Source organism: Hymenobacter setariae (assembly GCF_007713685.1).
GTDB classification, from domain to species: domain Bacteria; phylum Bacteroidota; class Bacteroidia; order Cytophagales; family Hymenobacteraceae; genus Hymenobacter; species Hymenobacter setariae.
On record NZ_VMRJ01000001.1, the window covers coordinates 542,739 to 564,286 of the forward strand.

Annotated in this window: 15 protein-coding genes; 5 read left to right on the top strand and 10 right to left on the bottom strand. The window is 59.0% G+C overall.

The window, feature by feature from the left end:
* Positions 1–45 precede the first annotated feature (45 nt).
* The 3 genes from FNT36_RS02305 to FNT36_RS02315 form a co-directional block, all read right to left on the bottom strand.
* Positions 46–651, bottom strand: a complete 606-nt coding sequence (locus tag FNT36_RS02305) for a hypothetical protein (protein ID WP_144843762.1) — start codon at positions 649–651, stop codon at positions 46–48.
* A 93-nt stretch (positions 652–744) separates the two neighbouring features.
* Positions 745–1,467, bottom strand: coding sequence for a hypothetical protein (locus tag FNT36_RS02310; RefSeq protein ID WP_144843780.1), 723 nt, complete (start codon positions 1,465–1,467; stop codon positions 745–747).
* A gap of 164 nt (positions 1,468–1,631) precedes the next feature.
* Positions 1,632–3,494 carry a S8 family serine peptidase gene (locus FNT36_RS02315; protein WP_144843783.1) on the bottom strand — a complete coding sequence of 621 codons (1,863 nt, stop codon included), beginning with the start codon at positions 3,492–3,494 and terminating at the stop codon, positions 1,632–1,634.
* Positions 3,495–3,681: 187 nt separating this feature from the next.
* Here FNT36_RS02315 and FNT36_RS02320 point away from each other — a divergent pair, with 187 nt between their 5' ends.
* Complete coding sequence (locus tag FNT36_RS02320) at positions 3,682–4,485, top strand: OmpA family protein (RefSeq protein WP_144843786.1); 804 nt, start codon at positions 3,682–3,684, stop codon at positions 4,483–4,485.
* Positions 4,486–4,579: 94 nt separating this feature from the next.
* Here the strand turns inward: FNT36_RS02320 and FNT36_RS02325 are convergent, their stop codons facing one another.
* Positions 4,580–5,998, bottom strand: a complete 1,419-nt coding sequence (locus FNT36_RS02325; RefSeq protein ID WP_144843789.1) for a M20/M25/M40 family metallo-hydrolase — start codon at positions 5,996–5,998, stop codon at positions 4,580–4,582.
* A 214-nt stretch (positions 5,999–6,212) separates the two neighbouring features.
* Positions 6,213–6,761: a histidine phosphatase family protein gene (locus FNT36_RS02330; protein WP_144843792.1), complete on the bottom strand. Its 549-nt coding sequence runs from the start codon at positions 6,759–6,761 to the stop codon at positions 6,213–6,215.
* A gap of 170 nt (positions 6,762–6,931) precedes the next feature.
* On the opposite strand from FNT36_RS02330, the gene FNT36_RS02335 reads away from it, so the two are divergent.
* Both FNT36_RS02335 and FNT36_RS02340 read left to right on the top strand, forming a co-directional pair.
* The gene (locus FNT36_RS02335; RefSeq protein WP_144843795.1) at positions 6,932–7,618 is read left to right on the top strand and encodes a response regulator transcription factor; all 687 of its coding nucleotides are present in this window, start codon (positions 6,932–6,934) and stop codon (positions 7,616–7,618) included.
* Between the two features lie 154 nt (positions 7,619–7,772).
* Positions 7,773–9,134 carry a sensor histidine kinase gene (locus FNT36_RS02340; protein WP_144843799.1) on the top strand — a complete coding sequence of 454 codons (1,362 nt, stop codon included), beginning with the start codon at positions 7,773–7,775 and terminating at the stop codon, positions 9,132–9,134.
* Positions 9,135–9,142: 8 nt separating this feature from the next.
* Here the strand turns inward: FNT36_RS02340 and FNT36_RS02345 are convergent, their stop codons facing one another.
* Both FNT36_RS02345 and FNT36_RS25310 read right to left on the bottom strand, forming a co-directional pair.
* Entirely contained in the window at positions 9,143–9,724 is a 582-nt protein-coding gene (locus FNT36_RS02345; protein WP_144843802.1) for a hypothetical protein, read from the bottom strand.
* Between the two features lie 228 nt (positions 9,725–9,952).
* Positions 9,953–12,547: an ATP-binding protein gene (locus tag FNT36_RS25310; protein WP_233635613.1), complete on the bottom strand. Its 2,595-nt coding sequence runs from the start codon at positions 12,545–12,547 to the stop codon at positions 9,953–9,955.
* 252 nt (positions 12,548–12,799) lie between these two features.
* Here FNT36_RS25310 and FNT36_RS02355 point away from each other — a divergent pair, with 252 nt between their 5' ends.
* Together FNT36_RS02355 and FNT36_RS02360 are read left to right on the top strand one after the other, a co-directional pair.
* Positions 12,800–13,741: a UTP--glucose-1-phosphate uridylyltransferase gene (locus tag FNT36_RS02355; RefSeq protein ID WP_144843805.1), complete on the top strand. Its 942-nt coding sequence runs from the start codon at positions 12,800–12,802 to the stop codon at positions 13,739–13,741.
* A gap of 26 nt (positions 13,742–13,767) precedes the next feature.
* Positions 13,768–17,100: a UTP--glucose-1-phosphate uridylyltransferase gene (locus FNT36_RS02360; protein ID WP_144843808.1), complete on the top strand. Its 3,333-nt coding sequence runs from the start codon at positions 13,768–13,770 to the stop codon at positions 17,098–17,100.
* Between the two features lie 777 nt (positions 17,101–17,877).
* Here FNT36_RS02360 and FNT36_RS02365 read toward each other — a convergent pair.
* The 3 genes from FNT36_RS02365 to FNT36_RS02375 all read right to left on the bottom strand — a co-directional run bounded on the left by FNT36_RS02365 (position 17,878) and on the right by FNT36_RS02375 (position 21,531).
* The gene (locus FNT36_RS02365) at positions 17,878–18,438 is read right to left on the bottom strand and encodes a phosphoesterase (RefSeq protein WP_144843811.1); all 561 of its coding nucleotides are present in this window, start codon (positions 18,436–18,438) and stop codon (positions 17,878–17,880) included.
* A gap of 57 nt (positions 18,439–18,495) precedes the next feature.
* Positions 18,496–19,668 (bottom strand): signal peptidase I, encoded by a 1,173-nt coding sequence (lepB, locus tag FNT36_RS02370; RefSeq protein ID WP_144843814.1) that lies wholly within the window; start codon positions 19,666–19,668, stop codon positions 18,496–18,498.
* Positions 19,669–20,451: 783 nt separating this feature from the next.
* Positions 20,452–21,531: an AAA family ATPase gene (locus FNT36_RS02375; protein WP_144843817.1), complete on the bottom strand. Its 1,080-nt coding sequence runs from the start codon at positions 21,529–21,531 to the stop codon at positions 20,452–20,454.
* Positions 21,532–21,548 lie beyond the last annotated feature (17 nt).

Here is a 21,548-nt window from a genome sequence, read left to right on the forward strand (position 1 = left end):
TTTATTGCGATGAGGCGGCCCGGCTTTTTTAATTCATTAATGACCTTAATCGCTCAGCACCACAGCGCGGCCGAGCTGGCGCGAGTACGCTAGGTGGCGGTCATTGCCAGCAGCACTAGGATACTCGAAACTAATTGCGTTGGGGTCGGCGAGCAGTGTAGCCCAGGCTTTTGCATCGAGCCCAGCGGGCTTGCGGGCACTGCTAGGCACCGCCAGCGCAGCGAAGTGGTCCTCGCTAAAAAAGCCGTTCATGCGCCGTAAAATCGTGATTTCTTGGTCGCGCACAGTGGTCAGCCTGCTACCCTGCGCCTCGGTGCCTTGCAGTAAGGCTCGGGCGGGCATTACCTCGTGGCGCAGCGTGTCGCCCTTGGCGGTGAGTACGATGAGGTGCAGGCGGCTGGTGAGGATGCGAGGGCCACGCAGTTGCAACAAGAAATTATCCTTCGTTTTGGGGTCCGAAAAGCTATGGCTGGCCCGCACCGTGTTCAGTACAGTTGTTCCGCTCACGCGGCGGCCCGTCCCGCTCGGCGGAATGTACAGGCTACGGGGGTCTTTGGTCGAAGCCGCTAATTCGCGCTCCGAGTTCACGCACGAGGTGCCTAGCTGTAGTAGACTAGCTACCGCGAGCATAGTAATAATCGACGTTTTCATAGGTGGGAAAGAGGATAACAATAACCGCGCCGCCTAGGCCACTCAGTGGGCTACCGCGCCGGATTTATGTACGAATAATGAGTTCGGCAAGATTTAAAACCAACCGATTTCTAGCCCTAGCACACAGCGCGGCGGCTGCAGCGGTGCCCCGCCCTCGGCAGGCCGCAGGGCCTCGCTGAGGCGGTAATGGCCTACCAGTGCCAAGGGCCCGCTACCTAGGCGCAAGCCCACGCCACCTAGCCAGCGCTGTAGGTAAGGGGGCTCGTGCCGGGTTATTTCGAGGCGGCCCTGGGTGGTTGTTTCGTCGATGGTCGTGTGGTTAGCACCTAGGGCGGGGCCACCGTAGGCAAGCAGGTCGAGGTAGGTACCCACCACGTTGCCCCGCGGGCGAAAACCGGTGTTAAATCGCAGACCTACTTCGCCTTGCAATTGGTGATAGGTCAGGGTTTCGGCGTCGTGCGGGGGCCCAAAGGGGGGCGCTTTCGGGCCCGCATCCTGAGCCAACGCGTAGCGCAGGTAGGCGTAGCGCAGGTCGGCAGTGAGTGCTAGGTTGTCGGTGAAGCGGCGCTTGAGGCGGGCGCCCAACTGCACTTCGGATGAGCCCGCGCCGTAGCGCAGCGGCAGGCCCGCGCTGCTGCCTCCCAGCACCAGCCCGTAGCCAATGTAAAAGTGCCCAAAGTAGCGGCGGTTGGGCCCCGTGCGTGGAGCTAGGGTATCGCGGGCCACGTCGGTGTGCAGCAATACTTGCTGGGCGCGCGCTACCGGCCCCGCCCCGCTAAGACTTACTGCCAACAGCCACGCGTACTTATTTTTCATACAAAAAACTTACAGGAATTCGGAAGTGCAGAAGCGTATATTTCCTAAATTTTAAGAAGCAACTAACCAACCTAGGCAGCGAGTTTTCTTGGTAGAGTGCCAAAAACTCCAACGAAGCTACTAGCAGGAGTATGGTTGCTGCATCATCGGTTGCAGCAAATCTGTTATTTTTCTGAATATTCGCCGGTATAACCTTGGTAATGCACCCGTAGCACGGTGCCACCGTGCAGCAGGCGGCGTGGCAGTTGCAGCATTACACGCTGCGCAACAGCGCGCACCTCGTAGCGATGCAACACGCCCCGCGGATTGGCCAAGTGCCAGTAAAGCCGCGGAGGATACACAGCGGGCGGCAGCGGCGCGTTAGTGTCGGCTGTGGGCTTTTCCTGGCCTACCGGGGCAGCATCGGGGGGCGACGTGGGGGCAGCGGCCCCCGCAGGCGCCGAGCCCACCGCAGGGCCTAGGGTGGCCAACCAAGCGAGGCCGGCCTCATCGGGGTCGGTGAGCAGGGGTAGCGCCCGGGTGGTAGGTAGCGTGGCTGCCGGCCGCAGCACCACAACCACAACCGAGTCGTGGGCTACAAAGTCGAAGGTCGGCTCCTTTACCTTAGCCGTCGTGGGCGCCGTGAAGTACTCGGCGCGCGGCTGGCCGTAGCCGTGGGCGTAGTCATAATACGGGTAAAGCTCGGACGACGCCCGCACCTGCCGAAACACCTCCATAGCCCCTAGGCGGCGCTGCTGCTGCCACACACAGGCAGCAAAGCCCGCAACCAGCGGCGCCGAAAATGATGTGCCTTCTAGCCGCTCGTAGCCGCCGGGCGTGGTAGTAAGCACGATGCCGAAGGCCGACACGTCGGGCTTGAGGCGGCGGTCGGCGCTAGGGCCTGTCGAGCTAAAGGCTACGTGCAGGCCCGTGGCCGGGTCAAGGCCGCCCACGGCCAGCGCCGAGTCGGCATCGGCGGGCGTGCCAATGCGGCCCCAGTCGTCGTCGCCATCGTTGCCGGCCGCGCTCACCACCAGCATCCCCTTGCGCGCCGCGATGTTGGCGGCCCTAGCGATGAGCGAATGGCGGCCATCCATCCACTCGGGGAAGTAGCGCTGCGCGGTATAAGCCAAAGACGAGCTAACAATGTCGGCGCCCTCGCGGTCGGCCCACTCGGCAGCGCGCAGCCAAGCTTCTTCTTCGCCGATGCGCTCGCGGGATAGGCTCTCGGTGCGGGCCAGCAGGTAGGTGGCATCGGGGGCCAGCCCTATGGTGGGGCCAGCCGCCAGGCTGTCGGAAGCCGCCTCGGTGCGACCAGGTAGGCGGCCCGCCAGGCAACCTAGCACCTCAGTGCCGTGCGAACCGGTGCGGAAAACATCGACGCGATTTTTCAGGAAATCATACGTAGCCGCAATGCGCTTTTCACGCCGCAGCGCGGCAAAAGCTGGGTGCGTCTCCACTCCATTGTAGCCCACGTCGAACACCGCAATGCGCACGCCCCGGCCCGTGAGGCCAGCCCGCCCAAACGCCGCCCGGCCCAGCACAGCCGTTTGCTGGCGCGCTAGCAAGTAGTCGTTAGTGCTCAGCTCGTCGCGGCGGCTGGGCACTCGCGGAGCTACCACGGGCCGAGCAGCCAGCGCGGCAGGGCCCGCCGCCTCGGGCCAAGGCACTACACGCAGCACGCCCGGCAGCTGGCGTAGGGCCGCCGCCTGGGCGGGTGTGGCTCGGCATGCTGCCGCATTAAACCAGCGGCTGACGAGCGTCAGCGTGTCGCAGCCGGCCCGCACCCGGGCTAGGTAGTCGGGCCGCACAGGCAGGTCGGTGGTCTCAAAGGCCGGCAGGCCCTGGCGGCGCCGGCGCGCCTGCGCGGCCGGGCTGAAGTACGTAGTTGGATTGAAAGCCACACCGGCTTTGTCGGCAAAGCTGACCCAGTAGCGGGCCGGCGCAGCAAGGCCCGGCGTGGGGCTTGCTGCCCGCGCAGCCAGGGCCAGCGGCAGCAGGCATAGCCACCCTACCAGCGGCCAGCGGCCGCTCACTCTTATTCGCATAGCTCGGGAGAGAGATGTATCAAGGGCCCAGCAGGGCCAGGGGCCAAAGCCACCAGGGCAAAAGTACCCCACTGCGGCGCTCCTAGGTGCCGCTAGGGCACACCAGTAACCCCTAGCAGGGCCACTTCGTTTGTAAGCCTCCTCCCTAGCCTACTGGCTAGGGCTACTTTTTTTTGCATTTTTGCGTATGTTTAAGCTCCCTGCATTTGCCCCCGCCGCCGCGTTGGCGGCCTCGCTGCTCGTGTTGCCCGGTTGCAACAAAAAAGAAATTGCCCTCTTGCAGCAACAGAACGCCGACCTTACCAAGTCCCGCGACCAGCTTCAGCTCGAAAAAACGGCTTTGCAGCAAGACAAGGCGCGCACCGAAGCTAGCCTCAACAATAGCCTGCTCAACAAAGACCGCCAAGTATCGCAGCTCAACCAGGTCCTAGGTAATACTGAGCAGGACTTGGCAGGCAAAAACGCCCGCATCGCCGAGATGCAGCGCATCTTGGATGAGAAGGACGCCGCCACTAAGGCCCTACGCCAAAAAGTGAGTGATGCCTTGCTAGGCTTCAATTCCAACGACTTGCAAGTGAACGTAAAGAACGGCAAAGTTTACGTGTCGCTTTCCGAGCAGCTCCTTTTCAAATCGGGCTCGACCAAAGTGGACCCCGCTGGCCAAGATGCTCTTATTAAGCTAGCTAATGCCCTCACCGGCAACAAGGACATTAATGTGCTCATTGAGGGCCACACCGACAATGTGCCCATCAAGGGTGTAGTCAATGGGGCCAGAGATAACTGGGACCTAAGCGTGCTGCGCGCCACCGAAATCACGCGCTTGCTTACGTCGGCCGGCATTGCGCCCGAGCAGATTACGCCCTCTGGCAAAGGCCAATTCCTCCCCGTGGCCGCCAACGACACGCCTCAGAACAAAGCCTTGAACCGCCGCACCGACATCATCCTGACGCCGAAACTGGATGAGTTGTTCTCGATTCTGAATCAAAACTAGACCACAGATTTAAACGAATTTATCGGCTGAAACAGAGACGCCCGCCGATGGCGGGCGTCTCTGTTTCAGCCGATAAATTCGTTTAAATCTACGATTATTGGAGGCCGTACTTGCTGAGCAGGTAGATGAGTGAGGCCATGCTAGCGCCGCCTAGCTCTAGCTCGCGGCGGTTCACTTTGTCGAACGTGTCGGCAGCGGTGTGGTGAATGTCGAAGTAGCGCTGCGAGTCGCAGTCGTAGCCGAAGAGGGCGGTGGGGTGCACGGCCCCTACTAGTGGCTCGATATCGGTGCCCGAGTGGCCGGGCGTTAGCTCATTGGCGTGGTAGGGCGCCAGTAGCGGCCCCCAGGCGGCCACTTTCTTAAACACGGCGGGGGTTGACTCGACGTTGAAGCCGCGGGGCGTGAAGCCGCCGCCGTCGCTCTCGATGGCCGCCACGTGGGTTTCGTTGTTTTGCTTGGCCTGCTCGGCGTACTTGTTGCCGCCACGGGTACCGTTTTCCTCATTCATAAAGAGCACGGCGCGCACCGTGCGCTCGGGGCGCAGGCCGGCCGCCTTTAGCAAGCGCACGGCCTCAATGCTTTGCACCACGCCGGTGCCATCGTCGTGGGCACCTTGGGCGAGGTCCCACGAGTCGAGGTGGCCGCCTACGGTGATAATCTGGTCGGGGTACTTCGAGCCGCGCACCTCCCCTATCACGTTGTAGCTGGTCACGTCGGGCAGGGTTTGGCAGCTCATTTCCAGCTCAAATTGCAAGCTAGGGTCGGCCTTGAGCAATTGGCTGAGCTGGTCGGCGGCCAGGGTGCTGAGGGCCGCGCCGGGCACCTTGGTAGGCGTGTCGCCGTAGCTGGTAGTGCCAGTGTGGGGGTTGTTGTCGCGGGCGCTGGTGAGCGAGCGCACCAAAGCGCCTACGGCACCCCGGCGGCCAGCCTCAGCGGGCCCACTGCGGCGCTGGTCGCCGGCACCGCCGTAGGCCGCGCCAGGCTCGATGAGTGCATCATCGAAGGGCCGGTTGAAGAACACAAACTTGCCTTTCACGGCCGCGTCGGGCAGGGCTTTCAGCTCGGCTAGGGTTTTTACTTCTACCACGCCGGCACGCAGGGGCTTGTTGCCGGGCGTGGCTACCGAGCCCCCTAGGGCACACACGGCCATTGGCACGCCTTTGCCCTTATTGCCAAATACTTGCCCTTTTTCCTTGGCGCCGCGCACCCAGTGCGGCACCTGGCACTCCTGCAAGTACACTTTGTCGAAGCAAGCGGCTTTCTCCATGGTCAGCTTGCCCCAGGCCACGGCTTGTGCCGCTTGCGGCGAGCCTGCCAGGCGCCCCCCTATTTTTTCGCAGAGGTAGCGCAGGTTCTCGTAGCTCTGGCCACGCAGCAGGGCCTCGTCATAGAATTTGCGCAGGGTCAGCGAGTCAGTTTTGGTAAAGGTAGCGGGCGCAGTTTGGGCCTGAGTGACGGCGGGGAGGCCGCCCGCTAGCAGGCCAGCCAGCAGCAAGGAGGAAAGTAAACGCATAGGAAAATGTAAGACGGCAGAAAACGTAGTCGGCCAAAAGTACCAGGCTAGCGGCTTTTGTTCCTACTATTTCTTGCTATCCCCTCACAGCCCACGCGCCGGCGCTGGCACTGAGTTACTGCTGAGGCAGGGCATTTCTCCGCTGTAGCTTACTTAGCGGCAGCCTTACTCCTGCAAGGCACACCTAGCCTACCTAGGTGCACATACGGCTGTTCTATTGCATCTTATTGCTGCTCGCCGTCTGCGGGGCGGCCCCGTAGCGGCTCATTACCAGCCGGGCCGGCTGGCCCTGGCGCAGCTTGACTCTAAAGACATAATTGTACTCTTCGTCGCGGATTTCGCTGGGTAGCGGAGCTACTCCTAGGGCCGATAGCAGTGGCAGCAGCGTATTGGAATGGCCCACTACTACTACCGTTTTACCGCCAAACTCCCGGCTGAGGCGGGCAACTAGCGCAGCTGGGTTTTTGGCATCGTACACCTCGGGTGTGCGGGCGGTGGCCTGCGCCAGCGGAGCCAGCGTGGCGCGGGTACGGCGCGTATCGGTTGTGAACAGGGCTGCCGGGTGGCGCTTGGCGAGCAGGCGGCTCAGCTGCTGAGCGCGCACCTCGCCGGCGGGCGTCAGCGGCGGGTCGGCAAGGCCGGGCGTGAGGTCTTTTTCGGCATGGCGCACCAAATAGATGGTGACGGGTGGGCCCGCCAGCGCCGCACTCCACGTAAAGAGTAGCAGCAGGCTCAGTGCTAGCGGTAGCAGTTTCGTTTTCATTTGCTTAAGGAACTACGTAAGGGAAAGCAGTAAAATATTACCCTAGGTACGAAAGCCTAGGCATTTCGGCGAACGACTATCTTCATCAAATCAACAGCCAATCTTCATCTTTCCCTTAACACGGCGTGCCGTATGTTGCAGCATCAACTTCATCTCCCTCCCCCGATACCATGCACGTTCTGCTAGTTGAAGACGAAAAAAGCCTGCACCAAGAAGTAAAGCAATTCTTGCAACAGGCTCAGTATTTGGTCGATTCGGCCTACACCTTCACCGAGGCTTCGGAAAAGCTGTACGTCAACTCCTACGACTTCGTGCTGCTCGACCTAGGGCTGCCCGGCGGCGATGGCCTGGAGCTGCTACGCGAGTCGCGCCGCAGCGAAAAGCAGGAGGCGTCCTTTATTATTCTCACCGCACGCGGCGACCTCGACGACCGCATTAAAGGCCTCGACCTAGGAGCCGACGATTACCTGCCTAAGCCATTTTCGCTGCTCGAGCTCACTAGCCGCATGCAGGCCATCACGCGCCGCAAGTTTGGCCTGAAGCGCTCCGAAATCATCTTCGGCGATGGCTTCGTGATGGATGTAACGGCTCGCACCGTGCGCCACGGCGCCCCCGACTCGCCCGAGGTGCCGCTTACTAAGAAGGAGTTTGACCTGCTGAACTACCTGCTGCTGCACAAGGGCCGCGTGCTCACGCGCTTGCAGCTCGGCGAGCACCTGTGGGGCAACGTGCTAGAAGATGATTCGGACTCGAACTATATCGACGTGCACATTAAAAACGTGCGCAAAAAGCTGGCTCAGTTCGGCTCGGCCGACTTTATCGAAACGGTGCGCGGCATCGGCTACCGGGCGGTGTAACCCCTAGTAAGCTTACGGTTGCCCGTGCGAGCGTAACAAAGTGAAGCGCGGCAATCTTTCCTTCGCGTTGGAATAGTAGTTCTATCGTGCAGGAGGGATTGCCGCGCTTCACTTCGTTACGCTCGCAAGGACACGTTATAGTTAGCGAATTTAGATGAGACTTGAAACCAAACTGGGCCTCTTCAACGGGCTTTCCAAGTTGCTGCTGGTAGTGCTAGGGGTGCTGCTGGTTCCGCCCGTAGTGCAGCGGGTGGCGGTGGTGCACACCGACGAACGCCTGCGCGAAAAGAAGAGCGAGGTGCTCAGCCTTATCGCTCGCGATGGCTTGGCTACCTTTTTGCGCGAAGAGCACGATGAGACGTATGCCGACTATAATATTCTGAAACAAGAATATATTACCATTACGCCCCTAGGGCCGAGTGGCGCAACCGGCCCCGCCACTGAGCGCATTTTTGAGGAGCCGCGGCAGGTGGGCAAAGAGGTCGAAGACTTTCGTATTCTGAGCTGCGAAGTGCCGCTTGGGGCTACCAAAGGCGACACCACGCCCCGCCGCTACCGGCTCGAAATAGGCTCGTCGCTGGGTACTGTGGAGCTGCTCACCGATACGCTCCGCAGCCTAGCGCTGTGGGTGCTGGTGGCTGGGGCAGCCCTCACCGTATTTACCGATGCGGCCTTTGCCCATTACTCGCTGCGCCCCCTGCGCGAGCTTATTTCGCGCAAGCTGCGGGGCATCCGGCAGCCGGGCGAGTTCTCGTTCGAGCGGCTGCACACCGACACCACCGATTTTCGGCGGCTCGATGACTCGCTCTCCGCTCTCATGCGGCAGTTGCAAGCTTCGTTTGAGAAGGAGCGCGAGTTTATGAGCAACGTTTCGCACGAGTTGCTGACGCCCACCAGCATCTTGCAGTCGCGGTTCGAAAACATGCTGCAAGACCCTACCCTGCCCGAGCCCCACGCCCGCCAGATAGTAGAAAGCCAGCGCACCCTCTACCGCCTGCGCAACACGGTGCGCACGCTGCTGCTCATCGCCAACATCGAAAACGACCAGTACCTGCGCGACGCCAGCGTGAGTTTGCGCCAGACCGTAGCCGATGTGGCCGAGGAACTCGACGACCGCCGCCAGCAGCGCGAAATCTCGCTGCACGTCGACCTCAGCCCCGACTACGTGGTGCCCCAGGCCAATGCTACGCTGCTGCACACGCTGCTACGCAACCTACTCAGCAACGCACTCAAATACAACCACGAAGGCGGACAGGTGCGCGTCCTAGGTCGCATGCGTCCCGAAGGCGGCTATCAGCTACGCGTAGAAGACGACGGCCCCGGCATCGCTCCTGATAATGTGCCGCTACTCTTCGACCGCTTCCGGCGCTTCCACGCCACCGGCCCCAAGGCCCCCGAGGGCTATGGCCTAGGGTTGCCCATTGCCCAAACTATCGCGCAGTTTCATAAAGCCGAGCTGCGGGCCGAGTCGGAGCTCGGTAAGGGCACAGCGTTTGTGCTGGATTTTGCGGGGTAGACTATACTTTAATAGTCTTCTATTTTGAATAGTGCTGTATCAAATACTACTTCGTTGTAATTATGATAAATTTTACGTTGATACCGCTTGCCATTGCGCATTTTATATAGCTCTATTTCTCCCTTTCCCATATCATATTCTAGGCCTGCTGTTTGTTCTATTGAGTCCCCTCGCCAGCGGTATACATCTTTAGAATGTATGCTATTTACACCGCCGAAATAGAAGGAATGCAATTTCTTTTTATTCCAATCGTATTCTATATTATACAGTGTCATTTTAGGTCGATAATGCAAAACTCCTGCGCTATCGCTCATAAAGACGTAAGGTCGCTTTTGCCCATGCATATTAGCGCATCCATATACTATAAAATCTTCTTTATAATCACCATTTAAATCATCTGCCTTAAAATCAAAAGCATAATCGGCAAATGCAATTCTATTAGTTAAGCGCAAACCAGGGCCAACCGCTTGAAATAGCAATAACGCCGAGTCGGTAATCGCTACAATTCCTATTTTACCAGCATTTATATTTTCTCCATATAAAACATATTGGGAACTGTCGTCTCGACTAACAAATTCGTTTGAATGCATATACTTAAGCAAAGAATCGGTTAACACCTTTTCTAGCGATTTAGGTTTACTAGTTTCCCTCGAACGATTATTAGTTTGCTTATGATTATCGTATTGGCAAGAGCATACTAAATAGCTGAGAAAATAAGTTACTATCAGATATTTATGATTAAATAAGTGCCGAGTTACTAAAACGATGTTATTAGTATTCATATAATCCACAGCTAAGCATTCTAAAATATCTTTATACTACCCCACCGGCAAAGTCAGCGTGAGCTCGGTAAAATCCCCTTCCTCACTATCCAGCACAAACGTGCCGCCGTGGCCCTTTGTGATGATATCGTAGCTTAAGGATAGCCCTAGGCCGGTACCTTCGCCGGTAGGCTTGGTGGTGAAAAAGGGCTGCAACACCTTCTGCCGGATGGCCTCCGGAATGCCAGAGCCGTTGTCACGAATCTGAATTTTGACTTGGCCCGCCTCGCGCTGCGTGCGCACCTGCACCTCGGGATGGTAGGCCGGCCCGGCGCTGCGGGCCTTTTGCTGCACGGCGTAGAAGGCATTGGTAAATACATTGAGCAGCACTCGACTGAGGTCTTGCGGCACGGCGAGTACTGGCCCTAGGTGCGGGTCGAGGTGCAAGGCGAGCTTGGCCTCAAAGGCTTTGTCTTTAGCACGAGCGCTGTGGTAGGCCAGCTTGCCGTATTCTTCGATTAGCGCATTGAGGTCAATGGGCGTTTTTTGGCCAGTGCTGGTGCGGGCGTGCTCCAGCATCCCCTTCACGATGGTAGAGGCGCGGTGGCCGTGCTGGTTGATGCGCAGCAGGTTTTGGTGCACATCGGTCAGCAATTCATCTTCTAGAGCTGGGTCGGGACTGGGCTGGCGGCGGTGCTCCAGCAGTTCTTCCAGCAGCTCGGTGCTCACCTCAGAGAAATTATTGACGAAGTTGAGCGGATTCTGAATTTCGTGCGCGATACCCGCTGTGAGTTCGCCTAGGCTAGCCATTTTTTCCGACTGAATAAGCTGACTTTGCGCCGTTTTTAGCTCGGCCAGGGCATGCTGCAAGGCATCTTTCTGCTCACTGAGCTGCTCGTTGGCCAAGCGCCGGGCGCGGTTGTTTCGGCTCAGTGCGAAAGCAAACAAGGCCAGCAGCCCCACGCACACACCTAGGCCCACCACAAACTGCTCTTGCCGCCGGGCGGCTTGCGCCCGCAGCAGCCGCTCCTTGTTGAGGCGCTGAATTTGGGCTTCTTTCTTAAGTAAGTTTTGGCGGTACTCCAGCGCGGCTAGGCGGCGGGTGGTGGCCTCGGCAGTAAGACTGTCCTTGTAGGCAGTGTATTGCAAAAAGTACTGGTAAGCCTTGGCGTAGTCGCCCTCTTTGGCAAAAGCCGTGCTTAGGGCTTGGGTTTTGTCGCGCAGCTGGCGGCGGGCCGCTAGCTGGCGCACCACTTGCGGCGAACTGTGGCGGCCCGCTAGCAGCGTATCAAGCCACTTATCGGCCTGCGTGATACGCGCCAAGCCTAGCCGACTTAGGGACAGGTTGGGTATGGCTGGCAGCGTGGGTACCGCCCCTAGGGCCGCCGCTAGGCTGCGCACCCGGCGCCGCTCGCCCGTGCCCAATAACCCATTGTCTGCCTCCTTGAGTCCAGCCGCTTTAAAGGCCGCGCTGGTGTTCATGGCGTCACCGAGCGCCTGTAGCAGCGGCGCGTAGAAATCGGCCTGGTCCGGCGCTTGGCGGGCTAGCTTCTGTTGCAACTGGCCTACTTGCCCTAGGGTCCAGCTAGCCTCGGCCACGTCGTGCAGTTGGCTGGCCAGCTGGGTAGCTTCTTGCAGCCGAGCCACGGCGGCCATGCGCTGCTGCGGCAGTTGCGTGGCCGCCATGCGGCTGAGTACTACCACTTGCACCGGCACGTAGGCCACACGCCGGGACTGCGCCAACACCGTGTCGAGCGCGCCGGGCGACGCGTGAGACTGCACTTTTTTCAGGCGCTCTATTTCGGCGGCTCGCCCATCGTTGGCTGCCTGAGGCAATATTTTTCCTTCTGGCCTGAACTCGATGCTGCCATTAACGGTGCTAGCTTTTAGCAGCGCCCCACCCTTGCCGAGAGTGGTCATTACTTCTTTGTGCCCGCTGGTGGTCGCGACGGGCAGGTTGGTATTGAGGCTGCCTGTGCTGGTGTTTAGCTGCACTTGGGCCGAGTAGCCGGCCGGCACCTGCCACCGGATGCTGCCGTTGGTGGTGCGCACATCGAGGCCCTCGCCCTCCCACTGGCTGCCGCTGAGCACGATAGAGATACTGCCATTGATGACGCTGCCCGTCACTTGGCCGCCTAGGTTGCGTAGAGTCACGCTGCCGTTGCTGCCCCGAAACTCGACGCGGGCTTGTATGTCTTCGAGCCGAATACTGCCATTAGTCGATGACACGACGAGCGCCGTTTGGCGGGGCACAAATACTTCGTAGCGCACCACGCGCTCGGCGCCGTCGTCGGGCATGGTGGCCCGTAGTGCATTGCCCACCGCCGTAATGGCTACTGCCTGCACCAGCGTTTGGGCTTCCTCGGTAGTGCGGCCACCGCTCTGCACCAGCGCTTTAATGCGTACATCGGGCCCCGCCCAGCCGTGAACAGTAGTCCCACCATTGGGCCCATCAATGAGTAGCGACTGCCCCACGGGCGCGGGCATCGTTAAGTCGCGCACTTCGCAAAACTGCTGCTTCAGCCTGCCCACTCGTGCCCCCGGCCGGCAAGCCAGCGAAAAGGCCGGCTCGGCCGGAGCTTGCGCGGCGCCCGACAGGCCTAGGCTGCTGAGCAACAATACGGTTAGTAAGGTTCGAAAAAGTGCTCGCATAACGTTGCTGAAAGCCCAACCACCACCGCAGTGTGCGGGCCGACAAAGGAATTACCGACCGGGCTTTTAATCGTTACTGCCGACCCGTTATTTTAAGCTAGCCAGCTGGGCACGGCAAAACTATCGGTAACGATTCCTATTTGTGATAAGCTGTCGGCTTGCTAAAAAAGCGGCCAATTTTGGTACTGTGGCCCTTATGCGCTACCCGCCAGCTACCGTAACTTGCCGCATCCTTCCCCTTCGAAGCCCGATATGAAAGTCAGAAAAGCCGTCATTACGGCGGCCGCCCGCGGCGAGCGGCTCTACCCCGTAGCCGATACTATTCAGAAAGCCATGCTGCCGGTCGTGGACCTCGATGGCCTGCACAAGCCTACCATTCAAATTATTGCCGAAGAAGCTTTTAGCAGCGGTATTGAAGAGCTATGTGTCGTTTGCGCCCCCGGCGATGGCGAGCGCTACCTCAGTGCCTTTGCCTCACTGCGCGACAACCTAGGGCGCTCGTACCAGGGCAGCGACTGGGCCACCCAGCAGGCCGACAAAATCGACTTTCTACTAAGCCGCCTGCACTTTGCCGAGCAAGCCGAGCCGCTGGGCTACGGCCACGCCGTGGCTTGCGCCCGCGATTTTGTGCAGGATGAACCGTTTTTGCTGCTGCTTGGCGACTATCTCTACGTATCGGCCCGGCCGGGGCAGCGCTGCGCGGCCCAACTGCTGGCGCTGGCTACACAAGAAGGCTGCTCGGTATCGGCCGTGAACCCCACTATTGAGCACCAGATTGGGCGCTACGGCACCCTCACCGGCGCGCTCGTGGCCGGGCAAGCGGGCGTGTATGAAATTGAGAAAATCATCGAAAAGCCCTCGCTCAGCACCGCCGAGCTGGAGCTGCAAACGCCCGGCCTGCGCGCTGGGTACTACTTGTGCTTCTTCGGAATGCACGTGCTCACGCCCAGCATTTTCGGCATTCTGGAGCGCCACCAGGCTACCAGCAACGGCAATCTGCTGCTGACGCCTGCCCTGCAAGAGCTGGCCGAAACCGAGAAATACCTGGCCCTCGAAGTGCAGGGTACCCGCTACGACCTCAGCCGCCCGCACGGCCTGCTGCGCGCTCAGCTGGCCCTAGGGCTAGCCGGCGAGGCACGTACCGCTACACTCAGCACCATGGTCGAACTGTTGGCCGAGGCCAACGGCCGCTAATCATTGAGGCATTCCTGAATTTACCCATGAATATCCTCATTGAGACGATAACCGCGACCGACCCCGCCAAGCGGGACCGGTCGTTTTACGAGCTAGCTAAGAGTCTTTCTGCAAAGGACTTGCTAAAGAGCCTGCGCGAGCTGGACGACTTCCGCAAGGCCACCCCCAGCCTCTACGACAAGGTGCGGGCCATCCTGTTTTTGTATGCCGGTTTCCGGTTTTTCTTGCAGGAAGCGCCCGCCACGCCGGCCGTAGGCAAAATTCCCTACGCGGGCTTCGAGGATTTGCTAGCGCGGCGCTTCGAGCACGCCATCAGCACCTTCCTGGCCGAGCTGGATACGCACGGGCCCAATGCCATGCTTTTCAGCGCGCTCGCCGATAGTTACCATCAGCTGTCCTTCCAGACCCTAGCCAACCAGGTGCGCAAAAGCGTGCGCTCGAGCAAGGGCAACCAGTGGATGTTCCGCGTCGGGCACCAAGACGAGCACCCCATCCGCATCCATAAAGCGCTGCTCCAGCGTCCTGAGGGCACACTGTTCTACCCGGTGCTGCACGAGCACACGGCAGTGCGCATGGATTTGACGCACAGCGGCTGGTCGGACATCTTCTTCCTGGGCATGGATTACCCCGAGGGCGCGCGGGTCGTCAACCTCTCGATAGACCTAGGGGTATTTGGGCGCGACAAAGACATTCGGCCGCCGCTGCACGCCTACGTGCGCGTCATCGCCGAGCCGGTGCTGCGCCTCACGAGCATCGACCTGAACACGACCAAGGACGTGACCGATTTGGCCGATTTGTTCAACTTTGGCAACGATTACCTGAGCTTAGTAAAGGCGGGCGTGATTGCCTCAGGGCTCATCCCACCCTCGTTTGAGGGCACGGCTCAGTCGCTGCCGCAGTTGCTAGAGCGCATCGTGGCGCCAGGCATGGGTATCGAACTGGTCACCAAGGTTAATGACATTCCGAAGGGCTCGCGCTTTGCAGTTTCGACTAACCTCCTAGGGTGCATTATCAGCCTGCTGATGCGTGCTACCGGCCAAACTAAAAACCTCACCGGCGGCCTCGACGAGAACGAGCGCCGGCTGGTGGCCTCGCGGGCCATCCTAGGCGAGTGGATTGGCGGCTCGGGCGGCGGCTGGCAAGATTCGGGCGGCGTGTGGCCGGGCATCAAGGCGATTCAGGGTACGTTTGCCCAGGCCGGCGACCCTGAGTTTGGCATCAGTCGGGGCACGCTGCTGCCCCGTCACCGCGTGCTGAGTGGCGACGACATTCACCCCGAAATGGGCGAGCGCATTCGCAACTCCTTGGTGCTGCTGCACGGTGGCATGGCCTCCAACGTGGGCCCCATCCTGGAGATGGTGAGCGAGAAATACCTGCTGCGCGGCGAGAAGGAATGGGCGGCCCGCCAGTTCACTAACCAGGTGTTTGACAACATCCTAGGTGCTTTAAAAGAGGGCGACGTGCCCAAGCTGGCCGCCAATACCGCCCGCAACTGGGAGTATCCGATTAAGACGATTATCCCCTGGGCCTCAACCTACTTTACGGAGGAAATCATTGCCCGCGCCAAGCAGCAGTTCGGGGCCGATTACTACGGTTTTCTGATGTTAGGCGGCATGTCGGGCGGCGGCATGGGCATGTTTGTGAACCCCGAGCGCTACGAGGAATACAAGCTGCGCGTGCTGGAGCTGCTGCGCTCGACCAAGCAGGAGCTGTCGGCCGCGCTGCCCTTCGCCATGGAGCCGGTAGTATACAACTGGGACATTAATTACAAGGGCAGCTGGAGCACGCTGCACGAGGGCGCCGAGGCGCTGATGCCTGAGCAGTACTACGCCATTCACGTCTCGCAACTCGTTAAGCAAGACCCCGCTACTATCTCCTACATTCGGCGGGCAGAGGTCGATTTCTTCACCGCCCACTGCGAGCAAAACAACCTGGCCTATCCCCTGCTGCGCACCATCGTCAGCAACTTGTTTCAGGTGTCAGACCCCGGCGCGCAGGGCAACCGCAGCGCCGAAAACGACAAGGCCGAGCGCATCAAGCAGGAAAACGGCTTCGACTACATTCAGCACGAAGATATTCGTGCCGACTTGCAAAAAGGCCGCATTGGCCTCTCGCGCAACCAGTTGCCTGCCGAAACCACCATCGCCGACGTGCTACCCGGCGACGCCGCCCAGCTTACCGACCTAGGCGAGTACACTGCCGCCGGCGAAGCTGCCCTGCGCGCCGGCAAAGTCGGCGTGCTGAGCCTGGCGGCCGGCGTGGGCAGCCGCTGGACCAAGGGCGCAGGTGTTATCAAGGCCCTGAACCCCTTCGTGGAAATTGAGGGCCGCATGCGCAGCTTCCTCGAAATCCACCTGGCCAAAACGCGCCGCACGGCCGAGCGCTACGACGCCGTGATTCCGCACCTTGTGGCCACGAGCTACCTCACGCACGCCCCCATTCAGGCGCACCTAGCCAAAACCGGCAACTTTGGCTACGGCGGGCCGGTGTACCTCTCGGAGGGCCGCTCCATCGGGCAGCGCTTCGTGCCGATGGCTCGCGACCTGCGCTTTTTGTGGGAGGAAATGCCCCAGGAAACGCTCGACGTGAACAAGCAAAAAGTGCGCGACGCCGTGCGCAACACCATGATAGGCTGGTCTAAAGCCAAAGGCGAAGGCACCGACTACGTGGACAACATTGCCGGGCAGCGCTTCTCGCCCCTCGGCCACTGGTACGAGGTATCAAACCTGCTGCGTAACGGCACCCTGGCCCGCCTGCTGCGTGAGCAGCCGCAGGTCGAAACCCTGATGCTGCACAACATCGACACGCTCGGCGCCGACCTCGACGCAGCGGCCCTAGGCTACCATTTGGCCTCGGCTAACGTGCTGACCTTCGAAGTAGTAGCCCGTCGCATTGAGGACCGCGGCGGCGGATTGGCCCGCGTAAATGGCCAGTTGCGCCTGCTCGAAGGCCTCGCCCAGCCCCGCGAGGAAGACGAGCTTGGCCTAAGCTACTACAACACCATGACCACCTGGATGCAGGTCGACCCGCTGCTGGCCCTCTTCGGCCTCACTCGCGCCGAGCTGCAAATCGCTGACGAGGCGCGCCTAGCCCGCGCCGTGCGCAGCGTGGCCCAGCGCATTCCCACCTACGTCACCATCAAGGAGGTGAAATACCGCTGGGGCCACGGCCAGGAAGATATCTACCCCGTGGCCCAAATCGAGAAACTCTGGAGCGACATGTCGGCCCTACCCGACGTGCCCTGCGGCTACCTGGTAGTACCCCGCCAACGCGGCCAGCAAATGAAAGACCCCGCGCAGCTCGATGCCTGGGTAATTGATGGCACCAAGGATTACGTAGCAGGATTGGCGGCGTTCTAAGTTATTCCGTCAAATAAAAAGGGTGCTTTCAGAATAGTATTCTGAAAGCACCCTTTTTATTTAATTAGGTATTTAACCCGCAAAGTATAATTGAGAATAATACTAATAGTAAAACACCAGGCTACACCTTCCTCACTGGCGCCTTCAAGACTGCAATAAGTCCCATGGCTCAGAAACTTGTATCCACAGAAAATAAAGGCCCGCATTTACTAGTAAGGATAGAATCACCTTAATAGTAGTAACATCATTGACTACCCGGAAATAGTTTATTTTCCATAGTATAAGAGTCACCATAAGAGAAGCCAAAACTGGAAACATCAAACCTTGCTTATCCCTAACCTCTCCGTAATAGAACGTTGACCCATAATATAACTCAAACCATTGTAGAAATCCAATCAGCAACGCACTTAGTAAATAAACAGTCAAAATCTTTCTGCTACTTTCAAGACCTTTAATATATAACAAGACAAAGCATGCTAAAAAAACTATTCTTACAACGAATGCACTAATCGATATCTTTATTATTCCTGAATTGAAGTCAAATTCCTTAAAAGGATTATCTTCGGTAAGACTCGGACTTACCAAGCTATAAAAATAAAAGACGAGACCAATGGTGCTTAGAAGGGTTATGACTGCAAGTACAGTTTCAAAAATATTCACCCGAAAATTCATTATTATTAAAGAGTACATTCGAATACCATATTTTACTGTTACTGGCCTATTCGCTAGGGCGAGCTTATGCGCAGCCGTAACTCGCGCCAGTTTCAACATATCCCTTTATACTCTGAGTGCGAAGGGCGACGTCCATTTTTTACGGGCCATAATAGCCTTGACTTCTTCATAAGAAAGCGGATAGAAGTTGTGGCAATCTACTCCTACATCAAGGGATAGCGACGTTTCATCGTCGGGCAGGTCGCCGTGCGAGTGGCCGTAGAGATGCCAAGCACCGTAGTGGCTAGCATTCCACACGCGCATGGCGTAGTGAAACAGCATGATGTGCCGTTTGCCGCGCGAGGCGTCCGGGTCATCCAGCGTTAGCTCGTGGTAGGGTTTTACCCAGTCGAAGCGGTCGGCGCAGGCTAGGGCCGCGCTTTCGTGGTTACCGGTTATCAGGCATATCCGGCCGTTGAGGCGGTCGAGCAGGGGCCGCAGCTTGGCGGGCGGCAGTAGCGCCACGTCGCCTAGGTGATACACTAGGTCTTCCGGGCCCACTTTCTCGTTCCAGCGCTGCACCATTGCTTCATCCATTTCGGCCACGCTGGCGAAGGGCCGCTTCGAAAACTTGAGGATGTTCTTGTGGCCAAAGTGCGTATCCGCAGTAAACCAAATGGCGTGCATAGCCAGAAAGATAGCTTATTTCTGGCCTAGCGCCGCTTTTTCGCCACGCAGCTTTTACTAACTGACAAGGTGAAACATCCGGCTCCACCGCATTTTATGCAGCAGGTCGGCATAGGGGTCGAGGGAGAGCCACACGAACACGGCCTTGCCTACCACATGGTCTTCGGGCACGAAGCCCCAGAAGCGGGAGTCTTCCGAGTTGTGGCGGTTATCGCCCATCATAAAGTAGTAGTTCTGCTTGAGGGTGTAGCTGGTCAGCGGGCGGCCGTTTTGCTGTATCATACCGTTTTGCCAGGTAACACCTTGGTTGTGCTCGTACTGCGCGATAATCTTGTAGTAGATGGCCGCATTAGCAGGCGTTAAGTGAACAGTCTGGCCCTTTTTCGGTACTGGCAGCGGGCCGTAGTCGTCGAGCTGCCAGCGGCGGGACACCGCGCTTTTGGCGTCCGATACGTGGAAATCGGCGGCGTCTGGGAACAGCGTACCGTCTGGCAGATTGCTGCCGGCTACGGTCAGTGCCTTTACATAGGACTGGCGTCGAAAGTAGGCCGCCACGTCGGCGGGGCAGCTGAGGTAATAACCCGTTTTACCTGTCTCAGGGTTAGTTACCACGGCCGGCATGCCATCGGGCTGAGTATAATCAACCACCCGCTGGTCGCGCAAGGCCTGGCGCACCTCGTCGTTGGGTGCGGGTACTTCCATGAAGTAGGTAGTTTGCGGCTGGCCCGCAATGGCGCCAGGTTGGCCATTGAGGAATACTTGCCCGTGGCGGATGACTAGCGTATCGCCGGCCACCGCAATGCAGCGCTTAATGAGAAAGGTACGCAAGTCGGCTGGGCGCTGCTGCTCGTGCGGCACGTGAAACACCACCACGTCGTTGCGCTGAACGCTACTAAAGCCCGGAAAGCGGTAAGTAGGCAGCTGAATGAGGTCGGAATAGCTCTGCACCCCACCTAGGATGGGAATGGTTTGGTGCGTGAGCGGCATTTGCAATGGCGTCTGGGGCGTGATGGGCCCATAGTGCAGCTTACTCACAAACAAATAGTCGCCGACCAGCAGCGAGCGCTCCATGCTCTCGGAGGGAATGACGTAAGCCTCGACGGCCGACCAGCGCAGCAGCGAAGCCGCTACCACGGCAAACAGCAAAGAATTTACCCATTCGCGGGCGGCGCTCTTGGGCTTTGGGGGCACAGCGTCGGGGCCAGGCCGCTTACCAGTAAAGAAAGACATATAGAGCTGTTAGGTTAAGGTGTAGCTCTGCAACGCCCTAGGTTGTCTTTCTGGTATTCTACTGTCTAAACATGATGTCTTTAAGCAGTGGATTTTCTTAGATATTACCTAGAACAGCCAGCCTCGCTAGCCGTTGCCTTCGCGCGAGTTCAGCGCAGCTAGTCTGCCATGTCACAGTAGTAAGCATGCGTACTATCCTGAGCAAACACTAGAATCTGGTCTCGATTTGGGTTGGTGGCGGTGTGCCTACGCACTACCATAGCTTTAGGACCTAGCCTCTCCGGTTTCCACCACATTGGCTTAGGGCTATAGTTTGCCGCATAGCCTACCGAGTCATATGGCATCTTCCTGTAATTATTTGCCGCAAGGATTCTTTTCAGCTCAGCGGGACAAGTTCTGAATTCCAGCCAAATGCAGCAGTCGAGGCGGGGCACTAGCTGGTCTTGGTAATTTTTTACTTCCATGCAGCTAGCAACGGGCACCCCAAATAGTGCCCTGTAAATTTCCTCACCCGACCGACGAGCAAAAGGCTTAGGCACACTGGCTACGGAGTAGACTGCGGCCCTGTATGCTTTACGAGCAGCTTTAACTCCTAGCCAACCAAAGCATAATCCACTCAATAGCAGTGCGCTTAGCATCCACGTTTTACGCAGCTGCCGCCCACCTAGCCACAGCACTACCAGCACCACACCGATACTACCAGCGGCTACACCTAGGAATAAAATAATGGCATTATGCATAAAGCGCAAGCTTATATCGCTTCTTGACGGCCATTTACAAGCGCTACCCTAGCACCGCCCGCACTTTGGCTACTCGCTCTTCCACCGAGCCATCGAGCAACGTGTAAGGAATACCTAACATCTCCAATTGCATGAGGATGGCGCCGTGCTGAAACTGGCGCAGGGCCTCGGGGCCACGCCAGCCGTCGTCTTCGAAAGGCGTGGTGGGCATGCACACAAAGGTGTGAGCGTAGCGCTGGCGGCATACCTCAGCGAGGCGCTGCAAGGCGGGGTCGCAGCGGTGAAAATAATAGTAGGAATACAGCGCCGTGGTGGCGGCGTTGGTGTCGCACACGAGCCAGCCGTGGGCCTGGGCAGCGGCCTCATCTTCCAATTCGAGCTGGCGGCGGCCGATGTAAAGCAAGTCCTCGTAGACCAGCTTACCATTTTTCTGCTCGTGCAGCGTGCGGCCAAACTCGGGCACCCAGGCGGTACCTAGGGCCTCGGCCAGGGCGATGGACAGCGTGGTTTTGCCACTGCTTTCGGCCCCGAGCAGCACCAGGCGGGGCACGGTAGCGGGGGGCACCACGCCATACTGCCCCGCGATGAAGGGATGAATATGCAGCGCCGACTCGCCAAAGCTTTCGGCTTCCTCGGCCAGGGCGGCGCGCAGCCGGGTGCCACTGGTAGGCACCTGCTGGCGCTGGTTGTCCACGGCTATGTGGGTGACGCCTAGGTGCTCGGCAAAGCCGGGGCCGTAGGTTTCACTACTGAATACTACGTCGATACGCTCGCCTTGCCGGGCCAGCCACTGGCGCACAAACTCGCGGTGGGTAGTGTCGTCGGCCGCATCGGGGGGCACGGCCGCGGCGGGCAGGGCCTCGATGCGCAGGGGCGTGGCGCCGCTGCGTGGACCTAGGGCATAGTCATCGCCCCGGTACAGCTCGCGCAGCCAGTGGGCCCGCGCGGGGGCAGCGTGGCGGGGGTCGTCGGGGTTGGCGTATACGAGCACTAGCAGCTCAGATACTTGGGCAGCGGCGGTTTCGAGCAACAACTGGTGGCCCCGGTGCGGGGGCCAAAACTTGCCCACTACGAGGCCGGTGCGCGCAGGTGAGGGAGAAGCAGCAGGTAGTACGTTTGTCATAAGAAGGGCGCTTGTGG

Coding starts and splice junctions, on each gene's coding strand:
- FNT36_RS02365 (WP_144843811.1), bottom strand. CDS start 18,438: ATGCACGCCATTTGGTTTACTGCGGATACGCACTTTGGCCACAAGAAC.
- FNT36_RS25310 (WP_233635613.1), bottom strand. CDS start 12,547: ATGCGAGCACTTTTTCGAACCTTACTAACCGTATTGTTGCTCAGCAGC.
- lepB (WP_144843814.1), bottom strand. CDS start 19,668: ATGTCTTTCTTTACTGGTAAGCGGCCTGGCCCCGACGCTGTGCCCCCA.
- FNT36_RS02335 (WP_144843795.1), top strand. CDS start 6,932: ATGCACGTTCTGCTAGTTGAAGACGAAAAAAGCCTGCACCAAGAAGTA.
- FNT36_RS02355 (WP_144843805.1), top strand. CDS start 12,800: ATGAAAGTCAGAAAAGCCGTCATTACGGCGGCCGCCCGCGGCGAGCGG.
- FNT36_RS02320 (WP_144843786.1), top strand. CDS start 3,682: ATGTTTAAGCTCCCTGCATTTGCCCCCGCCGCCGCGTTGGCGGCCTCG.
- FNT36_RS02315 (WP_144843783.1), bottom strand. CDS start 3,494: ATGCGAATAAGAGTGAGCGGCCGCTGGCCGCTGGTAGGGTGGCTATGC.
- FNT36_RS02310 (WP_144843780.1), bottom strand. CDS start 1,467: ATGAAAAATAAGTACGCGTGGCTGTTGGCAGTAAGTCTTAGCGGGGCG.
- FNT36_RS02325 (WP_144843789.1), bottom strand. CDS start 5,998: ATGCGTTTACTTTCCTCCTTGCTGCTGGCTGGCCTGCTAGCGGGCGGC.
- FNT36_RS02340 (WP_144843799.1), top strand. CDS start 7,773: ATGAGACTTGAAACCAAACTGGGCCTCTTCAACGGGCTTTCCAAGTTG.
- FNT36_RS02330 (WP_144843792.1), bottom strand. CDS start 6,761: ATGAAAACGAAACTGCTACCGCTAGCACTGAGCCTGCTGCTACTCTTT.
- FNT36_RS02345 (WP_144843802.1), bottom strand. CDS start 9,724: ATGCATTCAAACGAATTTGTTAGTCGAGACGACAGTTCCCAATATGTT.
- FNT36_RS02360 (WP_144843808.1), top strand. CDS start 13,768: ATGAATATCCTCATTGAGACGATAACCGCGACCGACCCCGCCAAGCGG.
- FNT36_RS02305 (WP_144843762.1), bottom strand. CDS start 651: ATGAAAACGTCGATTATTACTATGCTCGCGGTAGCTAGTCTACTACAG.
- FNT36_RS02375 (WP_144843817.1), bottom strand. CDS start 21,531: ATGACAAACGTACTACCTGCTGCTTCTCCCTCACCTGCGCGCACCGGC.